The sequence below is a fragment of the Clostridium novyi NT genome, from assembly GCF_000014125.1.
Taxonomy (GTDB): Bacteria; Bacillota; Clostridia; order Clostridiales; family Clostridiaceae; genus Clostridium_H; species Clostridium_H novyi.
This window is the reverse complement of sequence record NC_008593.1, coordinates 1,478,624-1,497,217: the sequence shown is the minus strand read 5'-3', so window position 1 is coordinate 1,497,217 and position 18,594 is coordinate 1,478,624. Positions and strand designations below refer to the sequence as shown.

Here is an 18,594-nt window from a genome sequence, read left to right as displayed (position 1 = left end):
ATTATATAAACATAAACAAATAATAATACAGATTAGAGGATAAATTTTGAAGAGGTGAAACATATGAATGTAGATAAAATGACTGTAAGAGTACAACAAAGTTTAAATGATGCATATAGTGAGGCAGTTAAATATAATCATCAACAAATGGACATAATACATTTATTTTCTGCACTTGTAAATCAAGAAGATGGATTAATTCCTAATATATTTGAAAAAATGGGTGTAAATATAAATGTTCTTAGAAATGATCTACATCTACAACTAGATTCTATGCCAAAGGTTTTAGGTGAGGGAGCACAATCATCAGGTATAGTAGCTACTAGAAGAATAAATGAAGTTTTAGTTAAAGCAGATAAGATAGCTAAAGATTTTAATGATTCGTATATAAGTGTAGAGCATGTTATGCTTGCAATAATTGAAATAGATAAAAGTGGAGCAGTAGGAAAATTATTAAATAAATTTTCTATTACTAAGGATGCATTTTTAAAAGTTTTACTAGAGGTTAGAGGAAATCAAAGGGTAGACACTCAAGATCCAGAAGGAACTTATGATGCTCTTGCAAAGTATGGTACTAATCTTATAGAACTTGCAAAAAAACATAAATTAGATCCTGTAATAGGAAGAGATGAGGAAATAAGAAGAACTATAAGAATTTTATCAAGAAGAACTAAAAACAATCCAGTATTAATTGGAGAACCAGGAGTTGGTAAAACAGCTATAGTTGAAGGTCTGGCTGAAAGAATTGTAAGAGGAGATGTACCAGAAGGACTAAAAGAAAAAATAATATTTTCATTAGATATGGGAGCTTTAATTGCTGGTGCTAAATATAGAGGAGAATTTGAAGAAAGATTAAAAGCTGTTTTAAAAGAAGTACAAAGTTCTGATGGAAAAATAATTTTATTTATAGATGAAATACACACTATAGTTGGAGCAGGTAAAACAGATGGTGCTATGGATGCTGGAAACTTAATTAAGCCATTACTTGCAAGGGGAGAACTTCACTGTATAGGTGCTACAACTTTTGACGAATATAGACAGTATATTGAAAAAGATAAAGCACTTGAGAGAAGATTCCAAACAGTTATAGTAAGTGAACCAACAGTAGATGACACAATTTCAATATTAAGAGGACTTAAAGAAAGATTTGAAATTCACCATGGTATAAGAATTCATGACTCTGCAATAGTTGCAGCTGCTAAATTATCTCACAGATATATACAAGATAGATATCTTCCAGATAAAGCAATAGATTTAATTGATGAAGCTGGTGCCATGATAAGAAGTGAAATTGACTCACTTCCAACAGAGCTTGATATAATAAGAAGAAAACAATTAATGCTTGAAACTGAAAAAGAGGCATTAACAAAAGAAAATGATGAAGCTTCTAAAAAAAGACTTGAAACTTTAGAAAAAGAACTTGCAGAACTTAAAGAAAAAAATAATGAAATGACTGCAAAGTATGAAAAAGAAAAAGCTCACATATTAGAAGTAAGAGATTTAAAGAGCAAACTTGACGATGCTAGAGGAGAAGTAGAAAAAGCAGAAAGAGATTATGATTTAAACAAAGTTGCTCAATTAAAATATGGAACTATTCCAGAACTTGAAGCAAAGGTTAAAGAAAAAGAAGAAGAAATGCAAAATAATTATGAAGGAGCTCTTTTAAAAGAAGAAGTTACAGAAGAGGAGATATCAGAAATTGTATCTAAATGGACTGGTATACCTGTAACTAGACTAGTTGAAGGAGAAAAAGAGAAACTTTTAAGACTTGAAGATGAGTTAAAGAAAAGAGTAATAGGTCAAGATGAGGCAACAGTTGCAGTTTCTAATGCTGTAATTAGAGCAAGAGCTGGTTTAAAGGATGAGAGAAGACCTATAGGTTCATTTATATTCTTAGGACCAACAGGTGTTGGTAAAACAGAACTTGCAAAAACACTAGCAAGAAACTTATTTGATAGTGAAGATAATATTATAAGAATTGATATGTCTGAATATATGGAGAAACACGCCGTATCTAGACTAGTTGGACCACCTCCAGGATATGTTGGATATGAAGAAGGAGGTCAACTTACTGAAGCTGTTAGAAGAAACCCTTATTCAGTAATATTATTTGATGAAATAGAAAAAGCTAATGATGATGTATTTAATATATTCCTTCAAATATTAGATGATGGAAGACTTACAGATAACAAGGGTAAAACAGTAGACTTTAAAAATACAATAATAATAATGACATCAAATCTTGGAAGCAGTTATTTACTTGAAAATAAAGGTAAAGATGAAGTTGATGAAAAAGTAAGAGAAGAAGTTATGGAAACTTTGAAGATGAGATTTAAACCCGAATTCCTTAACAGAATAGACGATATTATAATGTTTAAACCATTAACAAAAGAAGGAATTAAAAAGATTATAGATATATTTATGGAACATGTAAAAGAAAGATTAAAAGAAAGAAATATATCTATGGAAGTTACAGATGCTGCTAAAGAAGTACTTGCAAAAGAAGGATATGATCCAATTTACGGAGCAAGACCATTAAAAAGATATATAGGAAATATATTAGAAACTAAAATTGCAAAGAAAATTATAGCCGGAGAAATATATGATGGTTGCAATGTTATGGTAAATGTCAAAGATGACAATATAGAAATATTAGTAAAGTAATTGTAATTAAAATTGAATAAATATAAGGACTTTGTAATTTTTCATGGAATTACAAAGTCTTTTATGTTATCATTGATATTAATATTCATAAAATTCTAAAGAAAAGATGGAGTGATACTTTGAAAAAAACAATAAAAGAATTTAAAGAATTTGCCATGAAGGGAAATGTTTTAGACCTTGCAGTAGGTGTTGTAATTGGGGGAGCTTTTGGGAAAATAGTATCTTCATTAGTTAAAGATGTAATAATGCCAATTATAGGACTTATAACAGGAGGAATAAATTTCACATATTTAAAAATAACGTTGAAACATGGTATAGGAAATAAGCCACCTATAACATTGAATATAGGAAACTTTATTCAAAATGTAGTAGATTTTATAATAATAGCATTTTCAATATTTATGTTTATTAAATTAATATCTAAATTACAAATAAAAAAAGTAGAAGAAGAGAAGGAAAAGGAAGAAGAAACTCCTTCAGATGAAGTAGTATTACTTCAAGAAATAAGAGACTTATTAAAAAAAGACAATAAATAATAGTAATTATATACATGTTAATAAAAAAGATGCTAACTTTTATAGATAGCATCTTTTTGGTTTAGTGTTTTTTATTAAAAAGTATATTTAATATTGATGAGCCAACAATAATTATATATCCTATAATTGATAATATATCTGGCAATTCTTTAAATAAAATAAATCCATAGGTTCCAGCAAACAATAATCCGCAGTAGTCAAACATAGATATTTCAGATGCTGGAGCATTTTTATATGCTAATGTTAAAAATGCTTGTCCTATAGTAAAACAAAGTCCACCTAAAACTAATAATAAGGCATGATTTAAAGTAATTGAATTATGTATAAACATAAATGGAAACATAGTTAAAGTAGCAATTCCAGTAAATGATAAAATTATAGTATAGAAGCTCTCACGATCACCTAAAATTCTTATCATAGTGTATGCAAGTCCAGCTGTAGCTGCTGATATTACTCCCATTAGTGAAGGAATAATTGAGGAATTGAATTGAGGTTTTATTACAAATAAACTTCCCAGGAATGCTACAATTAAAAAACTAAGCTGTTTTTTAGTAATCATTTCTTTAAGAATTAAAAAAGAAAATATTATAGTAAAAAACGGACTAAGTTTTGTAAGAATAGTGGCATCCGCTAGAAAAAGATGATCTAAAGAAAAGTATAAAGTTAAAATGGATATTGTACCCATTACACCTCTTAAAACAAGATACTTTCTATTTTCTTTTTTACCAATAAAAGATTCTTTTCTATAAAAAATAATAAAGCAAACAATTATGCTTGCTATAACATTTGAAATAAATGTCTTTTGATAAGGTGTAGCCGTAGTTGCAAGCTTGCCAAAAAGATTCATTGTAGCAAATGAAAGAGAGGCAAGAATCATAAATATAATGCCTTTGCTTTTGTTCAAAATTAAGTCCTCCTTATGAATAAATACTAATAATAATTATATAATCATAAAATATTAAGTCAAATAAATTACATATAACGATTATTAGGAGAGTATTATGAAATTTATATAAATATAAATAATAATGCGTAAAAACACTTAAATATAGCTTCTGTAGAAGAATTAATGTAAGTATGATAATATTAAAATTAAGTATGAAAATATAGATGAAAAGGAAATGATTTTATATGAATATTCAAATTTTTGGAGTGAAAAAATGTTTTGATACTAAAAAAGCAGAACGTTACTTTAAAGAGAGAAAAATAAAGTATCAATTTATAGATTTAAACATGAAAGGACTTAGCAAAGGAGAATTTCAAAGTGTTAAAAATGCTGTGGGACTTACAAATTTAATAAATAAGTCTTCAAAAGAATATAAAAAATCGAACATGGAGCATATAAGAACTTCTAGTGTTAAAGAAGAAATTTTGTTAAATAACCCCAAGTTATATGTAACTCCAATAGTTAGAAACGGGAAAGAAGCTACAGTTGGGTACAAACCTGATGTGTGGAAAACTTGGGAGTAATATTAAAATTTATAATCTGTTAAAAACATATCCTATGGAGTAGAACATTAAAAATTCTATTTCATAGGAATTTTTTTGCTTTACATATACATTTGTATAGTGAAATTCAATATTTATTTATTGAAAAACAATAAAAATATATTGAAATTCAAATAATCATATGTTAATATTATGTAAAAGTAAATAGACAAAATAGGGGGAACTAAGTATGAAATATAAAAAAGAAATTTTTAATGTTTCAAAAAACGAAAGTATAAATATTTTAAAAATACTATTATTATCAGTTTTTATAGGATTTTTATTTTATAAATTTGCATTTAATTATGGAGGAATATCAGTTTTTATATTCGTAGGTACTTTAACTTTAGGATTTTTATTGATAAATGGAGTAAAAAACAAAAATTATACTGGAATATTTTTTATCATAATAAGTATATTATTGTCCTTAAGTTATGCAATTTATAGTAATGATTTATTTAGATTTCTTAATAAAGTTTTAATTCCAATTACGCTACTTTCAGGTTTTTTACTTATAACTTATAATAATATAGAATTTAAGTGTAAATCATTTAAAAGAATTTTAATAACAAGAATATTTATAGCTATACCAAATATAAAAAATATTCATAAATTAAGTTATTTATTTATAAATAAAAGTGAAAATCAAAACAATAAAAAGAAGGTATATGAAATAATACTAGGTGTCTTTATAGCTATACCAATTTTGTTTATATTAATTAAGCTATTATCTAGTGCAGATGAAGTTTTTAGTCACTATGTTTATAATATAATATTTAATATTCGCTATATTAATATTGGAGACACAGCTAAAAAGTTATTGTCATCTGTTGTATTTTCATTATTTATATTTGGATTGTATTGTAGTTTCTTAGTGAAATTAAAACAAAATGATAATAAAGTTAAAAATAAAGTTAATTTTAACCCTGTAGTAGTAATAACAATGTTAACTTTAATAACTTTACTGTATAGTATTTTTACTAAGATTCAAATAAGTTATTTATATATTAAGAAGTCTATGCCTGAAGGTTTTTCATATTCTGAATATGCAAGAAGTGGATTTTTTCAATTAGTTTTTATAGTTGTTGTAAATATAATTTTAGTTGTTTTAATTAAAAGTTATACAACAGATATTAATGAAAAGGAAAATAAGATTCTTTTAGTATTATATTCATTAATAACTATACTTACACTTAGTATGGATGTTTCCGCATTTTATAAAATAAGACTTTATATTAGAGTATTTGGATTCACAAGACTTAGAATTTTAGTTAGTATATTTATTGTTTTTTTAGCAATAATATTATTTTTATTGTTAATGTTTATTTGGAAAAATATAAATTTGTTTAAACCTATAATTATTTGTGGTGCTATACTATATGTAGCAGTTAATTTTGTTAATATAGATAATATAATAACTGTAAACAATATTAGAATAGCAAAAAATTTAGGGAAGATAGATTATGACTATTTAACAGAATTGTCCTTTGATAATTATGGTTCTATGACAAAAGCATATAAAAATGGATTAATTTCTAAGTATATATATAAACAATGGATATCTAACAATAAGAAAGTACAACAGCATTGGTATCAATACAATTATTATTACAATAAAGGAAATTCAATAAAAAAATAATTTTTAATTAAGTTTTAGAGCTTTAATTTTAAAATATATTGGAGGAAAATCATGAAATATTACGGTAAAAAATCTTTATCACAAGTCCTATTATGGATATTAAATATTATACTAATAGTTGGAATAGGACTTACTATGCTTGTATATTACAATACTTTTTTTAAAAACACAGGAAATATAACTGGAAAAAATAAAATTATACTAGGAACCCTATTAACTATTGGAGTTATATGTATATTTTTAATAGTATTTGAACTTAGAAAGATAGTTATAACTTTAATTAAGGCAAATCCTTTTATATGGTCCAATGTGACATCTTTAAAAAAGATATCAGTAAAATGTTTTATAATAGCAGCATGTTATTTTGGAAATTTTGTTGTAAGCTTTGGAAAGGAAAAATATAAATTTATATATCTAGATGCAAAAGGGATACATACAGATACAGAGCCTATAATATTTATATTAGCGGGAATATTTATTGCCATATTAGCAGGGGTTTTCAAAAAAGCTATTGAGTATAAAGAAGAAAATGATTTTACAATTTAGGAGATGAAATTTTATTATGGCGATAATTATTAATTTAGATGTTATGATGGCTAAGAGAAAAATGTCACTTCAAGATTTAGCTAAAAAAGTAGGCATAACCAATGCCAATTTATCTATACTAAAAAACAATAAAGCAAAGGCTATAAGATTTTCAACTCTTGAGGCTATATGTAAAGAGTTAGAATGTCAACCAGGAGATATTTTAGAATATGTTAAAGAGTAATAATCATAGTTTATTATTTACTTAATAGATTGAAATTACAAGCAAAGAGGATTAAAATTTTATTGTATAATAATATCCATTTAATTAAATAAGAGGTGATATTTTGAAAAGCAATAAGATGTTTAAAATATTAGCGATTTGTGTAACATCAGTATTAGGTCTTATTACAGCATCAATAGATCCAGTATCTAGTTGTAAAAATACAATGGATTCATGTAAGAACATACGAGATGACAACTAACCTAAAAAGCTATGGTATAAAAACTATACCATAGCTTTTTACTAAATTAATAGGGGGATTTTATGAAAAAATTAATAGATGGAGTTATTTTAATAAGTATTACTATTTTTTCGTTTTTTATCTTTACGTATTGTATACTTATATCAAGTGATATTCCTGTTAATATTTCACGTAATGAATTTATATTATTTGTAATACTAGATGGTATTTATTTAATGATATATTTAATCTATATTTTTAAAAGGTTAAATTTTATAAAAATAAATATAGCTTTAATTTTATTTCAGATATGGTTTTGGTTTATAATGTTAATAAGTAATATACGTTATAAATATCATTTGTATTGTACTTTAATCAGTATTATAGGATTTAGTATAAAAATAATTATATTCATTTTACTAATATATAAATTAATAAGGTTAATACAGAATAATAAAAATATAGAAAATACAAAGTTAGGGTGATAAATATGATACAAGGAAAAGACTATATTGGAGTTGGAGTAGGAGCAGTAATTAAAAATAGTAGTGGAGAAATATTATTATTACTTAGAAATAAAGAACCAGAAAAGGGATGTTGGTCCATTCCAGGTGGAAAGGTTGAAATGTTTGAGACATTAGAAGAAGCTATAAAGAGAGAAGTTAAGGAAGAAGTTAATGTAGATATAGAAATAACTAAACTTATAACTGTTACTAATCATATAATTTCAGAAGAAAAAACTCATTGGGTTGCGCCTACATTTTTAGTTAAAATAATAGATGGACAAGTAAAAAATGTGGAACCACAAAAACACCATGATTTAAAGTGGTTTTCTATTGAAAGCTTACCAGAAAACATAACCATAACTACTAAAAATGCTATAAATAATTTGTAGGGATTTTATTATGCCGTACACATATATTCTAGAATGCAGTGATTCTACTCTTTATACAGGATGGACTACAGACATTAATAAAAGAGTAAAAACTCATAATAGTGGAAAAGGTGCTAAATATACTAGGGCAAGGAGACCAGTTACTTTAAAGTATTATGAAGAGTTTAAAACCAAAGAAGAAGCCATAAAAAGGGAATGTGAAATAAAAAAATTTACAAGAAAAAAGAAATTAGAATTAATAAAAAACAAATAAAAAAATTAGTAAAGAATAAATCTTCTATTATTCAAAGTAGAGGATTTATTTTTTTACTCACATAACTTTATTTTTATTATGTGTATTTTTGAAAAAAGATTATAAACAATATAAAGGTTTGTAAAAAATACAATTATATTTAAAAAATGCTTAAAAACTACAAAATTTTGTAAAAATATAGTTAAAAGTATATAATATTATACGAATAAGTAATAGTAGACTTTTATAAAATGACAATGGAGGGAAATATGAACAGAAACGTAATTATTAAATCAATTGGAAGTTATCATCCTAAGAAAGTTCTAGATAATAAATATTATTTAGATCATTTTGAAAAGGTTAAACCTGAATTAATGGAGGAGGCGAAAGAGTATTTTGAGGAACTGGGAAGAGAAAAAAGAATGGTAGCGGATGAGGATGAAAATACTTTAACTATGTCTATAGAAAGTGCTAAATTAGCTATGAAAAAAGCATCCTTAACTGGGGATGATATAGACATAATAATATCAGCTACAAATGCTCCAGAGTATTTAACACCTTGTTGTGCTATTATGCTAAATAGAGCATTAGAGGGAAGTGCTAAAGTTTGTTTTGATGTAAGCTGTGATTGTATAAGTATGTTACACGGTGTAGATGTTGCAACAAAATTTCTAAGAGGTGACAAAAAATATAAAAGAGCTTTAGTAGTTGGTTCATATCTACTTAATAGATATTCTAGAAATGATGATGTAATCACATATGCAACAAATGGGGATAATGCTTGTGCAATTATTTTAGAGGTAAGCGAAGAAAAAGATGAAAGAGGATTTATGGGCTCTGTTACTTTAACAGATTCTGATTATGCTAAATATTTTAGGTTCCCTCGTTGCGGAATGTCAAAGGTTTTAGATACAACCATACCTACATATGACAAATTGCTTCAATGGGATCATTTCAATTGTGATTTCTTAGCTACTAACTGGGCAAAAATAATTAGAGAAGTATTAGATGAAAAAAACTTAGTACCTAAGGATGTAAATCACTTTTTTATGTCTCAATTTTCAAGAGAAGAATTAAAGGCTACTATGAAGAATTTAGGAGTATCCCAAAATAAATTTAATTTTGTAGCAGATAAATTCGGATATACTGGTCCAAGTAGTCCTTTCTTAGCTTTTCATGAAGAAATTAAAGAAACTAATTTTAAAAAAGATGATATAAATATATTCTGTTCTGTTGGAGGAGGATATAGCATGACAGCATTATTATATAAATGGTAAGTGAGGAGAATTTTATGAAAAGAATGATAGATGAATATAAGGAAAAGACATTTTTGTTTGCCAGTTCTTCTTATGTAGGAAGTGCAATTTTAGCTGCATTTGTTATGTTTATAATAAAAATAACAAATATTTTTCCAACCCTTAATTGGAAGAGTATAATAATATTTGAAATAATATTATTGTTAGAAATCCTTATATTTTTGTATATGCGTAATAAATACAAAGGTAAACTAGAACTTTTAATTAAAGATTATAGAGTGATTATAGGAATTTTCATAGCAATAACATATATAAATTATTTATTTTTAAATATAATATTACCTACAAAAGAATTTTGGATTGCAATTTCTTATTATTTGGCTATAACTTTATTATTTTTAGATAAGAGAACATCCATCATTTCAATAGTGCTTAGTGTAATTTCACAATTTATTTTATACTTCTTAAAGCCAGAATTATTTCCAAGCACAAATTTAAAATCAGAAATGGTAATAAGAATATTAGTTATATTTTTAAATACAAGTGCCATGTGGATGCTTGCTAGTACAGCAATAAATTTATTATTTAGTGTTGACGAAAAAGAAAGTTTTTTATTTAAGAATGAGCAAAAACTATTAAATGTATTTAATAGTATAAAAGAGAACATAGTGGTATTACTTTCCTCTAGCAAATCATTAAATGTTGCTGCTGAAAATTCTACAGCTTCACTTGAAGAGATTGCAAGTACTTGTTCAACTATAGACAATGAGGCGGATATAATTATAAAAGAATCATCTAAAAATAAAAACTTATTAAATGATATTTTAAATAATACCAATGAAATAACTGATAAAGTTAGAGAAACTAGAAAGTCATCTAATGAGGTTATAAAAATATCAAATAATAATGGTGATTCCTTAAACAATATGATAAGTATAATCCAAAATATTAAAGAAGGTATAGGAAAAACTTTAGAAGCAACTACAGTACTTCAGAAGAGATCCCATGAAATTAATGAACTGCTATCCGTAATATCTAATATATCTCAGCAGACAAATCTTTTATCTTTAAATGCTAGTATTGAAGCTGCAAGAGCAGGAGAAGCAGGTAAAGGTTTTGCTGTTGTAGCAGAAGAAGTAAGAAAGCTTGCAGAGAATACAGATGATTCATTAGAAAGTGTATCAAAAATAGTAGGAGAGTTTCAAAAAAATATTGGTGAAGTTGAATATTTAATAAGTGATAATAATGAAAATATTATTAATGGAAGTAATATTTTAATTGATATTGTTGATGATATAAAGTCTAGTATAGACAAGTTAAATGAAAATGGAAAAGACATAGAGGAAATAGAGACATTTATAAATGGTTTCCAAACAGAAATTAACAATATGGTTGATTTTAATGAAAAAGTATCAAATGGACTTGACTCTTTATTAAATAGTTTTAAACCTATAAGAGGAGCTATAGATGATAATACGGCTATGTCAGAAGAATTAAATGCAAGTTCATTAGAACTTAAAAATCTTGCGGAAAACATGGATAATTTAGTTAAGGAAGATAAATAAATAAAAAAGCACAAAACCCTATTGACTAAAGTTTATTATTATCAATAATTTTTAAGGGAAAATCCTACCTTAAAATATAGAATATTATGCTACACAAAAGGACTGGTATAAATTTTATACTAGTCCTTTTGTGATTTAATATTTAACTTCTGTTAATGTAAGTCCGTGAGCTGGAGCAGTTTCTGGTGCAATACTTCTATCTTTTTTATCCATAACATCTTTAACATCGTCTATAGAGATTTTGTTAAGACCAACTTCTACTAAAGTTCCTACTAAGATTCTAATCATTTTATATAAAAAACCATTTCCTGAAAAAACAATTTCTATATCATCTTCTTTTTTTCTAAAAGTGATTGAGTTAATTGTTTTTACAGTGGATTTTTTCTTTGATTTTAACGCCGTAAAACTCTTAAAATCATGTTCACCTATGAATAATTTAGATGCTTCTTTCATTTTCTTTAAATCAAGCTTTTCACGAACATGATATGAATATTTTCTAGTAAATACATCATGTACTTCGCTATTGTGTATTCTATAAGTATAAACTTTTTCTTTAACGTTGTATCTAGAATGAAAATTTTCACTAGCTTCGTTAACACTTTTAACAACTATATCTTGAGGTAAGTATTTATATAAATATTTAGATATTTCATCATTAGATATTCTAGAATCAGTTTTAAAGTTAGCAACTTGCATATTTGCGTGTACTCCTGCATCAGTTCTACCAGAAGCTATAAGCGCTACTTCTTCTTTTAAAAGTTCACCTAAAACAGATTCTATTTTATGTTGAATAGTATTATCATTATTGCCTAATTTTTGCCAACCCTTATATCTAGTTCCATCATACTGTATTGTAAGCTTTATGTTTCTCATGTATACTCTCCTTATGTGAATTTATTTATAACAATACATAACAGTGTAATCTATTTTACTTAAATTAGCAAATTAAAAATAGATAGAGAGGATAGAAAATGGAAAAATCTTTATTTATTACAGAAAAGCCTTCAGTGGCTATGGAATTTGTAAAATTATTAAATATAAAAGAAACGAAGAAAGATGGCTTTATTGAATCAGATAATGCTATTTTTACATGGTGTGTAGGTCACATGGTAACTATGAGTTATCCAGAAGCCTATGATGAAAATTTAAAAATATGGTCTTTAAAAACAATTCCTTTTTTACCTAAGGAATTTAAATATGAACTTATACCAAGTGTATTAAAACAATTTAATGTAGTAAAAAGTTTAATGCTTAGAGAAGATGTTAAAACAATTTATGTATGTACCGACTCTGGGCGTGAAGGAGAATATATATACAGATTAGTTGATATGATGGTAGGAGTAGAAGGAAAAGACAAAAAGAGAGTGTGGATTGATTCCCAAACAGAAGAGGAAATAAAAAGAGGAATTAAAGAAGCAAAACCTCTATCAGAATATGATTCCTTGTCTGATTCAGCTTATTTAAGAGCAAAAGAAGATTATCTTTTAGGAATTAATTTTTCAAGATTATTAACGCTTATATACGGAAAAACTGTATCTAATATTATAGGAGAAGATAGAGTTGTAATTGCAGTAGGACGTGTTATGTCCTGTGTTCTTGGAATGATTGTAGAGAGGGAGCTACAAATTAGAAATTTTGAAAAAACTCCTTTTTATAAGATAAATGGTAGTATTGAAATTGAAGAAAATCTAGGATATGAATGTGAATTTAAAGCTATAGAAAAATCTAAGTATTTTGAATCACCTAAACTATATAATGATGGTGGTTTTAAAGAGAAAAAAGATGCTGAAAAATTAATAGAAGAAATAAGAATTGAATCTAAAGATAATACAGCAATTATTGAAAAAATAAGCAAGAAAAAGGAAACTAAAAATCCACCATTACTATTTAACCTTGCGGAACTTCAAAATGAGTGCTCTAAAAACTTTAAAATAAGTCCTGATGAGACTTTAAATATAATACAGGAACTGTATGAAAAGAAAATGCTTACTTATCCAAGAACAGATGCTAGAGTGTTATCTACGGCTATAGCAAAAGAAATAAATAAAACTATAAGTAAGTTATTGAGATTTAAGGAAAATGAAAAAGTAAATAATGCATGTAAAAATATATTAGAAAAAAAGCTATATGTAGGACTTGAAAAAACTAAGTATGTAGATGATAAAAAGATTACTGATCACTATGCAATAATCCCTACAGGAGAGGGACTTGAAAGTTATAGAAGTTTAAAACCATTTCAAAGAAATATATATGATTTAGTTGTAAGAAGATTTTTAGCTATATTTTATCCTCCAGCTATATATAGTAAAATTACTGTAGAGACAAAGATAGGGGAAGAGTACTTTTTTACTACGGAAAAAGTATGCGTAACTAGAGGATATTTAGACATTTTAGAAGAAGCTCAAAAAGATGAAAAGGAAAAGAATTTAGATTTTTTAAACAAACTAAAAAAAGGAACTATAGTAAAAATTGATGAGCTTACTATAAAAGAGGGAAAAACATCTCCCCCTAAAAGATATACATCAGGTTCTATAATTATAGCTATGGAGAATGCAGGTAAGTTAATAGAAGATGATGAACTAAGAGAGCAAATTAAAGGTTCAGGTATAGGAACCAGTGCTACTCGTGCTGAAATTCTAAAAAAACTTGAAAGAATTGAATATATAAAAGTAAATAACAAAACACAAATAATAACTTCTACAACTAAAGGAGAAGTAATTTATAGGGTAATACGTTCATCTATGCCAAGTCTTTTAAATCCAAAGTTAACAGCAAGTTGGGAAAAGGGCCTTAGTATGGTTGTTGATAGAGAAATAACTCCAGAAGTATTCATGAATAAATTAGAGAATTATATAAATAAAAATATTAGTAATGTAGTAGATAATAATAGAGTTATAAATACTAATTATTTAATATCTGGTTTAGAGGAAAATAACAAGAAAAAAATAGATGAAGAAAAAATAGATGATGTATTGGGAGTATGTCCAATTTGCAAAAAGGGAACTATAGTTAAAAATAATAAGGGGTATGGATGTAACAATTGGAAAGAAGGATGTAAGTTTTTTGTTGCTGAAATCTGTGGTGTAAAAATACCAGTAGGAGAAATAAAGAACCTTATAAAATACGGTAAAACCAATATTATAAATGGATTTAAATCTAAAAAAGGAAATGAATTTAGAGCAAGATTAATACTAAAAGATAATAAAGTACAATTAAGCTTTGATTAATATGATAAAATATAATTTAATATTAAAACAATAAAATAATTTACATAGAAAGGGAATTTTTATGAATTTATTATCTATAGAAAATTTAACTAAAAGTTATGGAGAAAAAGTATTATTTAAAAACTTATCTTTAGGTATAAATGAAGGAGAAAAGATAGGGTTAATAGGAATAAATGGAACAGGAAAATCAAGTTTACTTAAAATAATAGCTGGTGATAATGACTATGATGAAGGAAAAATAACAAAAAATAATGATGTTAGAATAGAATATTTATCACAAGATACTACTTTTGAAGAAGATATAACTGTACTAGATGCTATTTTTAAAGGGAATTCTTCTACAATGAAAGTGGTTAGAGAATATGAAAATACCATAAATGCACTAGAGGAAAATCCACTAGATGAAAAACTTCAAAAGAGATTAATTGACTTAAATAATAAAATGGATGCAGAAAATGCTTGGGAAATAGAAAACAAAGCAAAGATGATTTTAACAAAGCTTGGCGTAGGGCATTTTGAAGCGAAGGTTGGAACATTATCAGGAGGGCAAAAGAAGAGAATTGCTCTTGCATCAGCACTTATAAATCCATGTGAACTTTTAATATTAGATGAGCCTACTAACCATATAGATAATGAAACTGTTAGATGGCTTGAGGGATATCTTAATGAGAGAAAAGGTGCATTAGTTATGATAACTCATGATAGATATTTCCTAGATAGAGTAACAAATAGAATACTTGAACTACATAATGGAAATTTATATAGTTATGATGGAAACTATAGCATGTTTGTAGAAGCTAAAGCTGAAAGACAACAACTTATGGAATCATTAGAAGCTAAAAGACAAAATTTATTAAGACGTGAACTTGCATGGATAAAAAGAGGTGCAAAGGCTAGAAGTACAAAGCAAAAGGCTAGAATTGATAGATTTAATGAATTAAATTCTAAGGATATAGATGTTGATAAAGAAAAAATGGATATATCTGTTCAAGGAAGTAGACTTGGTAAAAAGGTAATAGAAATAGAAAATTTAAATAAATCCTATGAAAATAAAAAACTTATAGATAATTTTAGTTATATATTTTCACCTGGAGATAGAGTGGGGATTATAGGAAAAAACGGAATTGGAAAGTCTACATTACTTAATTTAATAATAGACAAACTAAAACCAGATAGTGGAGAAATTCACATAGGGGAAACCGTAAGAATAGGATACTTTTCTCAAGAATATGATGATATGGATGATTCCATGAGGGTTATTGAATATATAAGAGAAGGCGCTGAATTTATAAAAGATGCTGAGGGAAATCCTATAAGTGCATCTAAAATGCTTGAAAGATTTTTATTTCCACCAAACCTTCAATACACTTATATATCAAAGTTATCTGGGGGAGAAAAGAGAAGATTGTACCTTTTAAGAGTACTTATGCATGCACCTAATGTACTTATATTAGACGAGCCTACAAATGATTTAGATATAGAAACTTTAAATATATTAGAAGAATATATAGAATCATTTAATGGTACTGTTATAACTGTATCCCATGATAGATACTTTTTAGATAAAATATGTCACAGAATACTTGCATTTCAAGGTAACGGAATAATTAAAGAAAATGTAGGTAATTATTCTGATTATGAGGAAAAGTTTAAAGAAGAACTAAAAGAATTAGAAACTAAAGAGAAAAAAGAGAAAAAGGAAAAAGTAGAGCATAAGGAAGTTAAACAAAATAAAAAGCTAAAATTTAGTTATAACGAAAAAAGAGAGTATGAACAAATTGATTCTATGGTAGAAGCAAAGGAATTAGAACTAGAAGAGATTAATGAGGAAATAAACAAGGCTGGTTCTGATTACTTAATATTACAAGAACTTTTAGAAAAAAAGAATCTACTAGAAGAAGAATTAGATAATTTAATGGAAAGATGGGCTTATCTAAATGAGCTTGCTGAAAAAATAAATAATCAATAAAATATTTTGGAGGACTTAATGCAAATAAGTAAAATTAGTTCAAGAGGATATGTATTTACCTTTTTTGAACTTAAAAATACTGAATTTAACTGTACCACTAATGTATATGTAATAAATGCAAATAAACATATTTTCATATGTGATACTTTTTTAGGACCTAAGTACATGAAAAAAATAATAAAATTTATTGATGAAAATTTAAAGCCCAAGCCAATTGTAGTTTTTAATTCTCATTCTGATTGGGATCATATATGGGGAAATTGTTATTTTAAAAATAATCTCATTGTATCTCATGTTAAATGTAGAGAAAATATTAAAAAAATTGGTGATCTAGAATTAAAAGAATATGAAAAGTTTCATGATGAGGATGTAAAAATACTTCTTCCTAATTTAACTTTTAAAAAAAGATTAAATTTTAGTGAAGATATGGTGGAATTTTTTTATTCTCCAGGGCATACAGAGTGTTCAGCCTCTTGTTTTGATGAACAGGACAATGTGTTGTTTGTAGGAGATAATGTGGAAAGACCTAATCCTTACTTAACTTGTAATAATAAAGAGAACTATGAAGAAACATTAAAAGGATATCTTAAAATGAATGCAGAGGTTATAATTCCGGGACATGGGTTTATAGAGGATAATGAACTTATAATTAAAAATTTAGATTATATAAAAAGTGTATAGATACAGTTAAAGAAAGTTTTAAATAATTATAGTATATTTGATATAATATAGTTAATAACTTTAATTACAGTTTGTCATATTTATGAAAAGGGTGTGTTACTGTATGGAAAAAAATATAAATATAAAAAACATTATTGAAAATAAAAACTTAGAAATTATATTTGAACCTGTAGTATCTATAATCAAACAAGCTATAATAGGTTTTAAAGTTTCGAATGTTGGATGCTATGAAAATGATGAATTTATTTCTATAGATAAACTAATAAAAATAGCTGAAGAATCTAATTTATCTATAGAAATTGATAGATTATATAGAGAAAAGGCAGTAGAAAAGTTTTCTCATATATATGCTACTAATAAGGAATTATTACTTTTTATAAATATAAGTGCTTCACTTATAAGTAAATTTGTTGGTTCAGGAATAATAATGGAACTTATAGATACATATAATATAAATCCTGAAAATATTGTTTTAGAAATTGTTGAAGATAAAGTAGATGACATAGAAGGACTTAGAAACTTTATTAACTTTTATAGAAGTAAAGGATTCTTAGTTTCTGTAAGCGATATAGGTTCTGGACTTGCAAACTTAGATAAAATATCATATGTAGAACCTGATATTATAAAAATAAGTGGAGTTATAACAGAGAATATATCAACTGATTACTATAAACAAGAGATATTTAAAGCACTTGTTAATCTATCTAAAAACATAGGGGCTTTAGTAATTGGTGATGGAATAGAAAATAGTATAGAAGCTTTAACTGCCATGGAACTTGGAGCAGATATGCTTGGAGGAAAGCATTTTGGAAATTGTGAAATTATAGATGAGGAATTTATAAATAATACTGAACAAAATGTGAGCTTACTTGCAAAAGAGTATGAAAATTACATGGTAGAGAAAGCTAAAATGGAAAAGAGTAGATACAAAAATTATGAAAAAACTATAGAAAAAGTTATTCATGAGTTATCAATTACTAAAGAAGAGGATTTTGATGATAAATTAAAAAATGTTATAGACTCATACAATGATTTTGAGTGTATATATGTTTTAAATGAAAAGGGAGTTCAAATTACAGATACCTTTACATATTATAAAAATATGATGCCACAAAAAGCTCTTATATTTTCTCCAGCTAAAAAAGGAACAAAGCATTCTTTAAAAAAATATTATTATTTCCTAAAGAATATGGCATTAAAAAAGTATGTGACAGAGCCATACATATCTTTAGCTACAGGAAATTTGTGTATAACAATATCATCGGTTTTTAAGGGTGAAAACGAAAAAAAATATATATTATGTATAGACTTTAATCCAAGTGACATAAATTTATAGTGTAAAAGCCATCTTGCTAAGTAAAAGTAAGGTGGCTTTTATTGTTGCAATATAAGGATAAATGTTGTTTTAAAGCTTATTATATAGTATATTTTATACATAGATTTTACTTTTATA

17 protein-coding genes are annotated in these 18,594 nt (G+C 26.1%); 15 read left to right on the top strand and 2 right to left on the bottom strand.

Going from position 1 to position 18,594, the window contains the following annotated elements; all coding sequences use genetic code 11:
• Positions 1 to 63: 63 nt before the first annotated feature.
• Together clpB and mscL are read left to right on the top strand one after the other, a co-directional pair.
• Positions 64 to 2,664 carry an ATP-dependent chaperone ClpB gene (gene clpB / locus NT01CX_RS07035; protein ID WP_011722370.1) on the top strand — a complete coding sequence of 867 codons (2,601 nt, stop codon included), beginning with the start codon at positions 64 to 66 and terminating at the stop codon, positions 2,662 to 2,664.
• Positions 2,665 to 2,783: 119 nt separating this feature from the next.
• On the top strand, positions 2,784 to 3,200 hold the full coding sequence (gene mscL, locus NT01CX_RS07030; protein WP_011722369.1) for a large-conductance mechanosensitive channel protein MscL: 417 nt from the start codon (positions 2,784 to 2,786) through the stop codon (positions 3,198 to 3,200).
• A gap of 61 nt (positions 3,201 to 3,261) precedes the next feature.
• On the opposite strand, the gene NT01CX_RS07025 is transcribed toward mscL, so the two are convergent.
• The gene (locus NT01CX_RS07025; protein WP_011722368.1) at positions 3,262 to 4,104 is read right to left on the bottom strand and encodes a DMT family transporter; all 843 of its coding nucleotides are present in this window, start codon (positions 4,102 to 4,104) and stop codon (positions 3,262 to 3,264) included.
• A 227-nt stretch (positions 4,105 to 4,331) separates the two neighbouring features.
• On the opposite strand from NT01CX_RS07025, the gene NT01CX_RS07020 reads away from it, so the two are divergent.
• The 9 genes from NT01CX_RS07020 (at position 4,332) to NT01CX_RS06980 (ending at position 11,264) form a co-directional block, all read left to right on the top strand.
• Positions 4,332 to 4,670: an arsenate reductase family protein gene (locus tag NT01CX_RS07020; protein ID WP_011722367.1), complete on the top strand. Its 339-nt coding sequence runs from the start codon at positions 4,332 to 4,334 to the stop codon at positions 4,668 to 4,670.
• 208 nt (positions 4,671 to 4,878) lie between these two features.
• Positions 4,879 to 6,327, top strand: a complete 1,449-nt coding sequence (locus NT01CX_RS07015) for a DUF4153 domain-containing protein (RefSeq protein ID WP_011722366.1) — start codon at positions 4,879 to 4,881, stop codon at positions 6,325 to 6,327.
• Between the two features lie 51 nt (positions 6,328 to 6,378).
• Positions 6,379 to 6,873, top strand: a complete 495-nt coding sequence (locus NT01CX_RS07010; RefSeq protein WP_011722365.1) for a DUF2975 domain-containing protein — start codon at positions 6,379 to 6,381, stop codon at positions 6,871 to 6,873.
• Between the two features lie 16 nt (positions 6,874 to 6,889).
• Positions 6,890 to 7,096 (top strand): helix-turn-helix domain-containing protein, encoded by a 207-nt coding sequence (locus NT01CX_RS07005; RefSeq protein ID WP_011722364.1) that lies wholly within the window; start codon positions 6,890 to 6,892, stop codon positions 7,094 to 7,096.
• A 103-nt stretch (positions 7,097 to 7,199) separates the two neighbouring features.
• On the top strand, positions 7,200 to 7,337 hold the full coding sequence (locus NT01CX_RS12300) for a hypothetical protein (RefSeq protein WP_187146692.1): 138 nt from the start codon (positions 7,200 to 7,202) through the stop codon (positions 7,335 to 7,337).
• Between the two features lie 469 nt (positions 7,338 to 7,806).
• Positions 7,807 to 8,211, top strand: coding sequence for an NUDIX domain-containing protein (locus NT01CX_RS06995; RefSeq protein WP_011722363.1), 405 nt, complete (start codon positions 7,807 to 7,809; stop codon positions 8,209 to 8,211).
• A gap of 10 nt (positions 8,212 to 8,221) precedes the next feature.
• The gene (locus NT01CX_RS06990) at positions 8,222 to 8,464 is read left to right on the top strand and encodes a GIY-YIG nuclease family protein (protein WP_011722362.1); all 243 of its coding nucleotides are present in this window, start codon (positions 8,222 to 8,224) and stop codon (positions 8,462 to 8,464) included.
• A 248-nt stretch (positions 8,465 to 8,712) separates the two neighbouring features.
• Entirely contained in the window at positions 8,713 to 9,720 is a 1,008-nt protein-coding gene (locus tag NT01CX_RS06985; protein ID WP_039225361.1) for a ketoacyl-ACP synthase III, read from the top strand.
• A gap of 14 nt (positions 9,721 to 9,734) precedes the next feature.
• A complete protein-coding gene (locus tag NT01CX_RS06980) occupies positions 9,735 to 11,264 on the top strand; it encodes a methyl-accepting chemotaxis protein (protein WP_011722360.1) in 1,530 nt (509 codons plus the stop codon).
• A 135-nt stretch (positions 11,265 to 11,399) separates the two neighbouring features.
• Here NT01CX_RS06980 and truA read toward each other — a convergent pair whose 3' ends face one another.
• Positions 11,400 to 12,137, bottom strand: a complete 738-nt coding sequence (gene truA / locus NT01CX_RS06975) for a tRNA pseudouridine(38-40) synthase TruA (protein ID WP_011722359.1) — start codon at positions 12,135 to 12,137, stop codon at positions 11,400 to 11,402.
• A 98-nt stretch (positions 12,138 to 12,235) separates the two neighbouring features.
• On the opposite strand from truA, the gene NT01CX_RS06970 reads away from it, so the two are divergent.
• The 4 genes from NT01CX_RS06970 to NT01CX_RS06955 all read left to right on the top strand — a co-directional run bounded on the left by NT01CX_RS06970 (position 12,236) and on the right by NT01CX_RS06955 (position 18,477).
• On the top strand, positions 12,236 to 14,491 hold the full coding sequence (locus NT01CX_RS06970) for a type IA DNA topoisomerase (RefSeq protein WP_011722358.1): 2,256 nt from the start codon (positions 12,236 to 12,238) through the stop codon (positions 14,489 to 14,491).
• A gap of 61 nt (positions 14,492 to 14,552) precedes the next feature.
• Positions 14,553 to 16,460 (top strand): ABC-F family ATP-binding cassette domain-containing protein, encoded by a 1,908-nt coding sequence (locus NT01CX_RS06965; RefSeq protein ID WP_011722357.1) that lies wholly within the window; start codon positions 14,553 to 14,555, stop codon positions 16,458 to 16,460.
• An 18-nt stretch (positions 16,461 to 16,478) separates the two neighbouring features.
• Positions 16,479 to 17,141 carry an MBL fold metallo-hydrolase gene (locus tag NT01CX_RS06960; RefSeq protein ID WP_011722356.1) on the top strand — a complete coding sequence of 221 codons (663 nt, stop codon included), beginning with the start codon at positions 16,479 to 16,481 and terminating at the stop codon, positions 17,139 to 17,141.
• 103 nt (positions 17,142 to 17,244) lie between these two features.
• Positions 17,245 to 18,477, top strand: coding sequence for an EAL domain-containing protein (locus NT01CX_RS06955; RefSeq protein ID WP_011722355.1), 1,233 nt, complete (start codon positions 17,245 to 17,247; stop codon positions 18,475 to 18,477).
• Positions 18,478 to 18,594: the final 117 nt, after the last annotated feature.

Excerpts from the sequence above, each read along its gene's own strand:
- NT01CX_RS06985 (WP_039225361.1), top strand. The coding sequence starts at position 8,713 with ATGAACAGAAACGTAATTATTAAATCAATTGGAAGTTATCATCCTAAG.
- NT01CX_RS06995 (WP_011722363.1), top strand. The coding sequence starts at position 7,807 with ATGATACAAGGAAAAGACTATATTGGAGTTGGAGTAGGAGCAGTAATT.
- NT01CX_RS06960 (WP_011722356.1), top strand. The coding sequence starts at position 16,479 with ATGCAAATAAGTAAAATTAGTTCAAGAGGATATGTATTTACCTTTTTT.
- NT01CX_RS07005 (WP_011722364.1), top strand. The coding sequence starts at position 6,890 with ATGGCGATAATTATTAATTTAGATGTTATGATGGCTAAGAGAAAAATG.
- NT01CX_RS07010 (WP_011722365.1), top strand. The coding sequence starts at position 6,379 with ATGAAATATTACGGTAAAAAATCTTTATCACAAGTCCTATTATGGATA.
- NT01CX_RS06980 (WP_011722360.1), top strand. The coding sequence starts at position 9,735 with ATGAAAAGAATGATAGATGAATATAAGGAAAAGACATTTTTGTTTGCC.
- truA (WP_011722359.1), bottom strand. The coding sequence starts at position 12,137 with ATGAGAAACATAAAGCTTACAATACAGTATGATGGAACTAGATATAAG.
- NT01CX_RS06965 (WP_011722357.1), top strand. The coding sequence starts at position 14,553 with ATGAATTTATTATCTATAGAAAATTTAACTAAAAGTTATGGAGAAAAA.
- NT01CX_RS07015 (WP_011722366.1), top strand. The coding sequence starts at position 4,879 with ATGAAATATAAAAAAGAAATTTTTAATGTTTCAAAAAACGAAAGTATA.
- NT01CX_RS07020 (WP_011722367.1), top strand. The coding sequence starts at position 4,332 with ATGAATATTCAAATTTTTGGAGTGAAAAAATGTTTTGATACTAAAAAA.
- clpB (WP_011722370.1), top strand. The coding sequence starts at position 64 with ATGAATGTAGATAAAATGACTGTAAGAGTACAACAAAGTTTAAATGAT.
- NT01CX_RS06955 (WP_011722355.1), top strand. The coding sequence starts at position 17,245 with ATGGAAAAAAATATAAATATAAAAAACATTATTGAAAATAAAAACTTA.
- NT01CX_RS06970 (WP_011722358.1), top strand. The coding sequence starts at position 12,236 with ATGGAAAAATCTTTATTTATTACAGAAAAGCCTTCAGTGGCTATGGAA.
- NT01CX_RS06990 (WP_011722362.1), top strand. The coding sequence starts at position 8,222 with ATGCCGTACACATATATTCTAGAATGCAGTGATTCTACTCTTTATACA.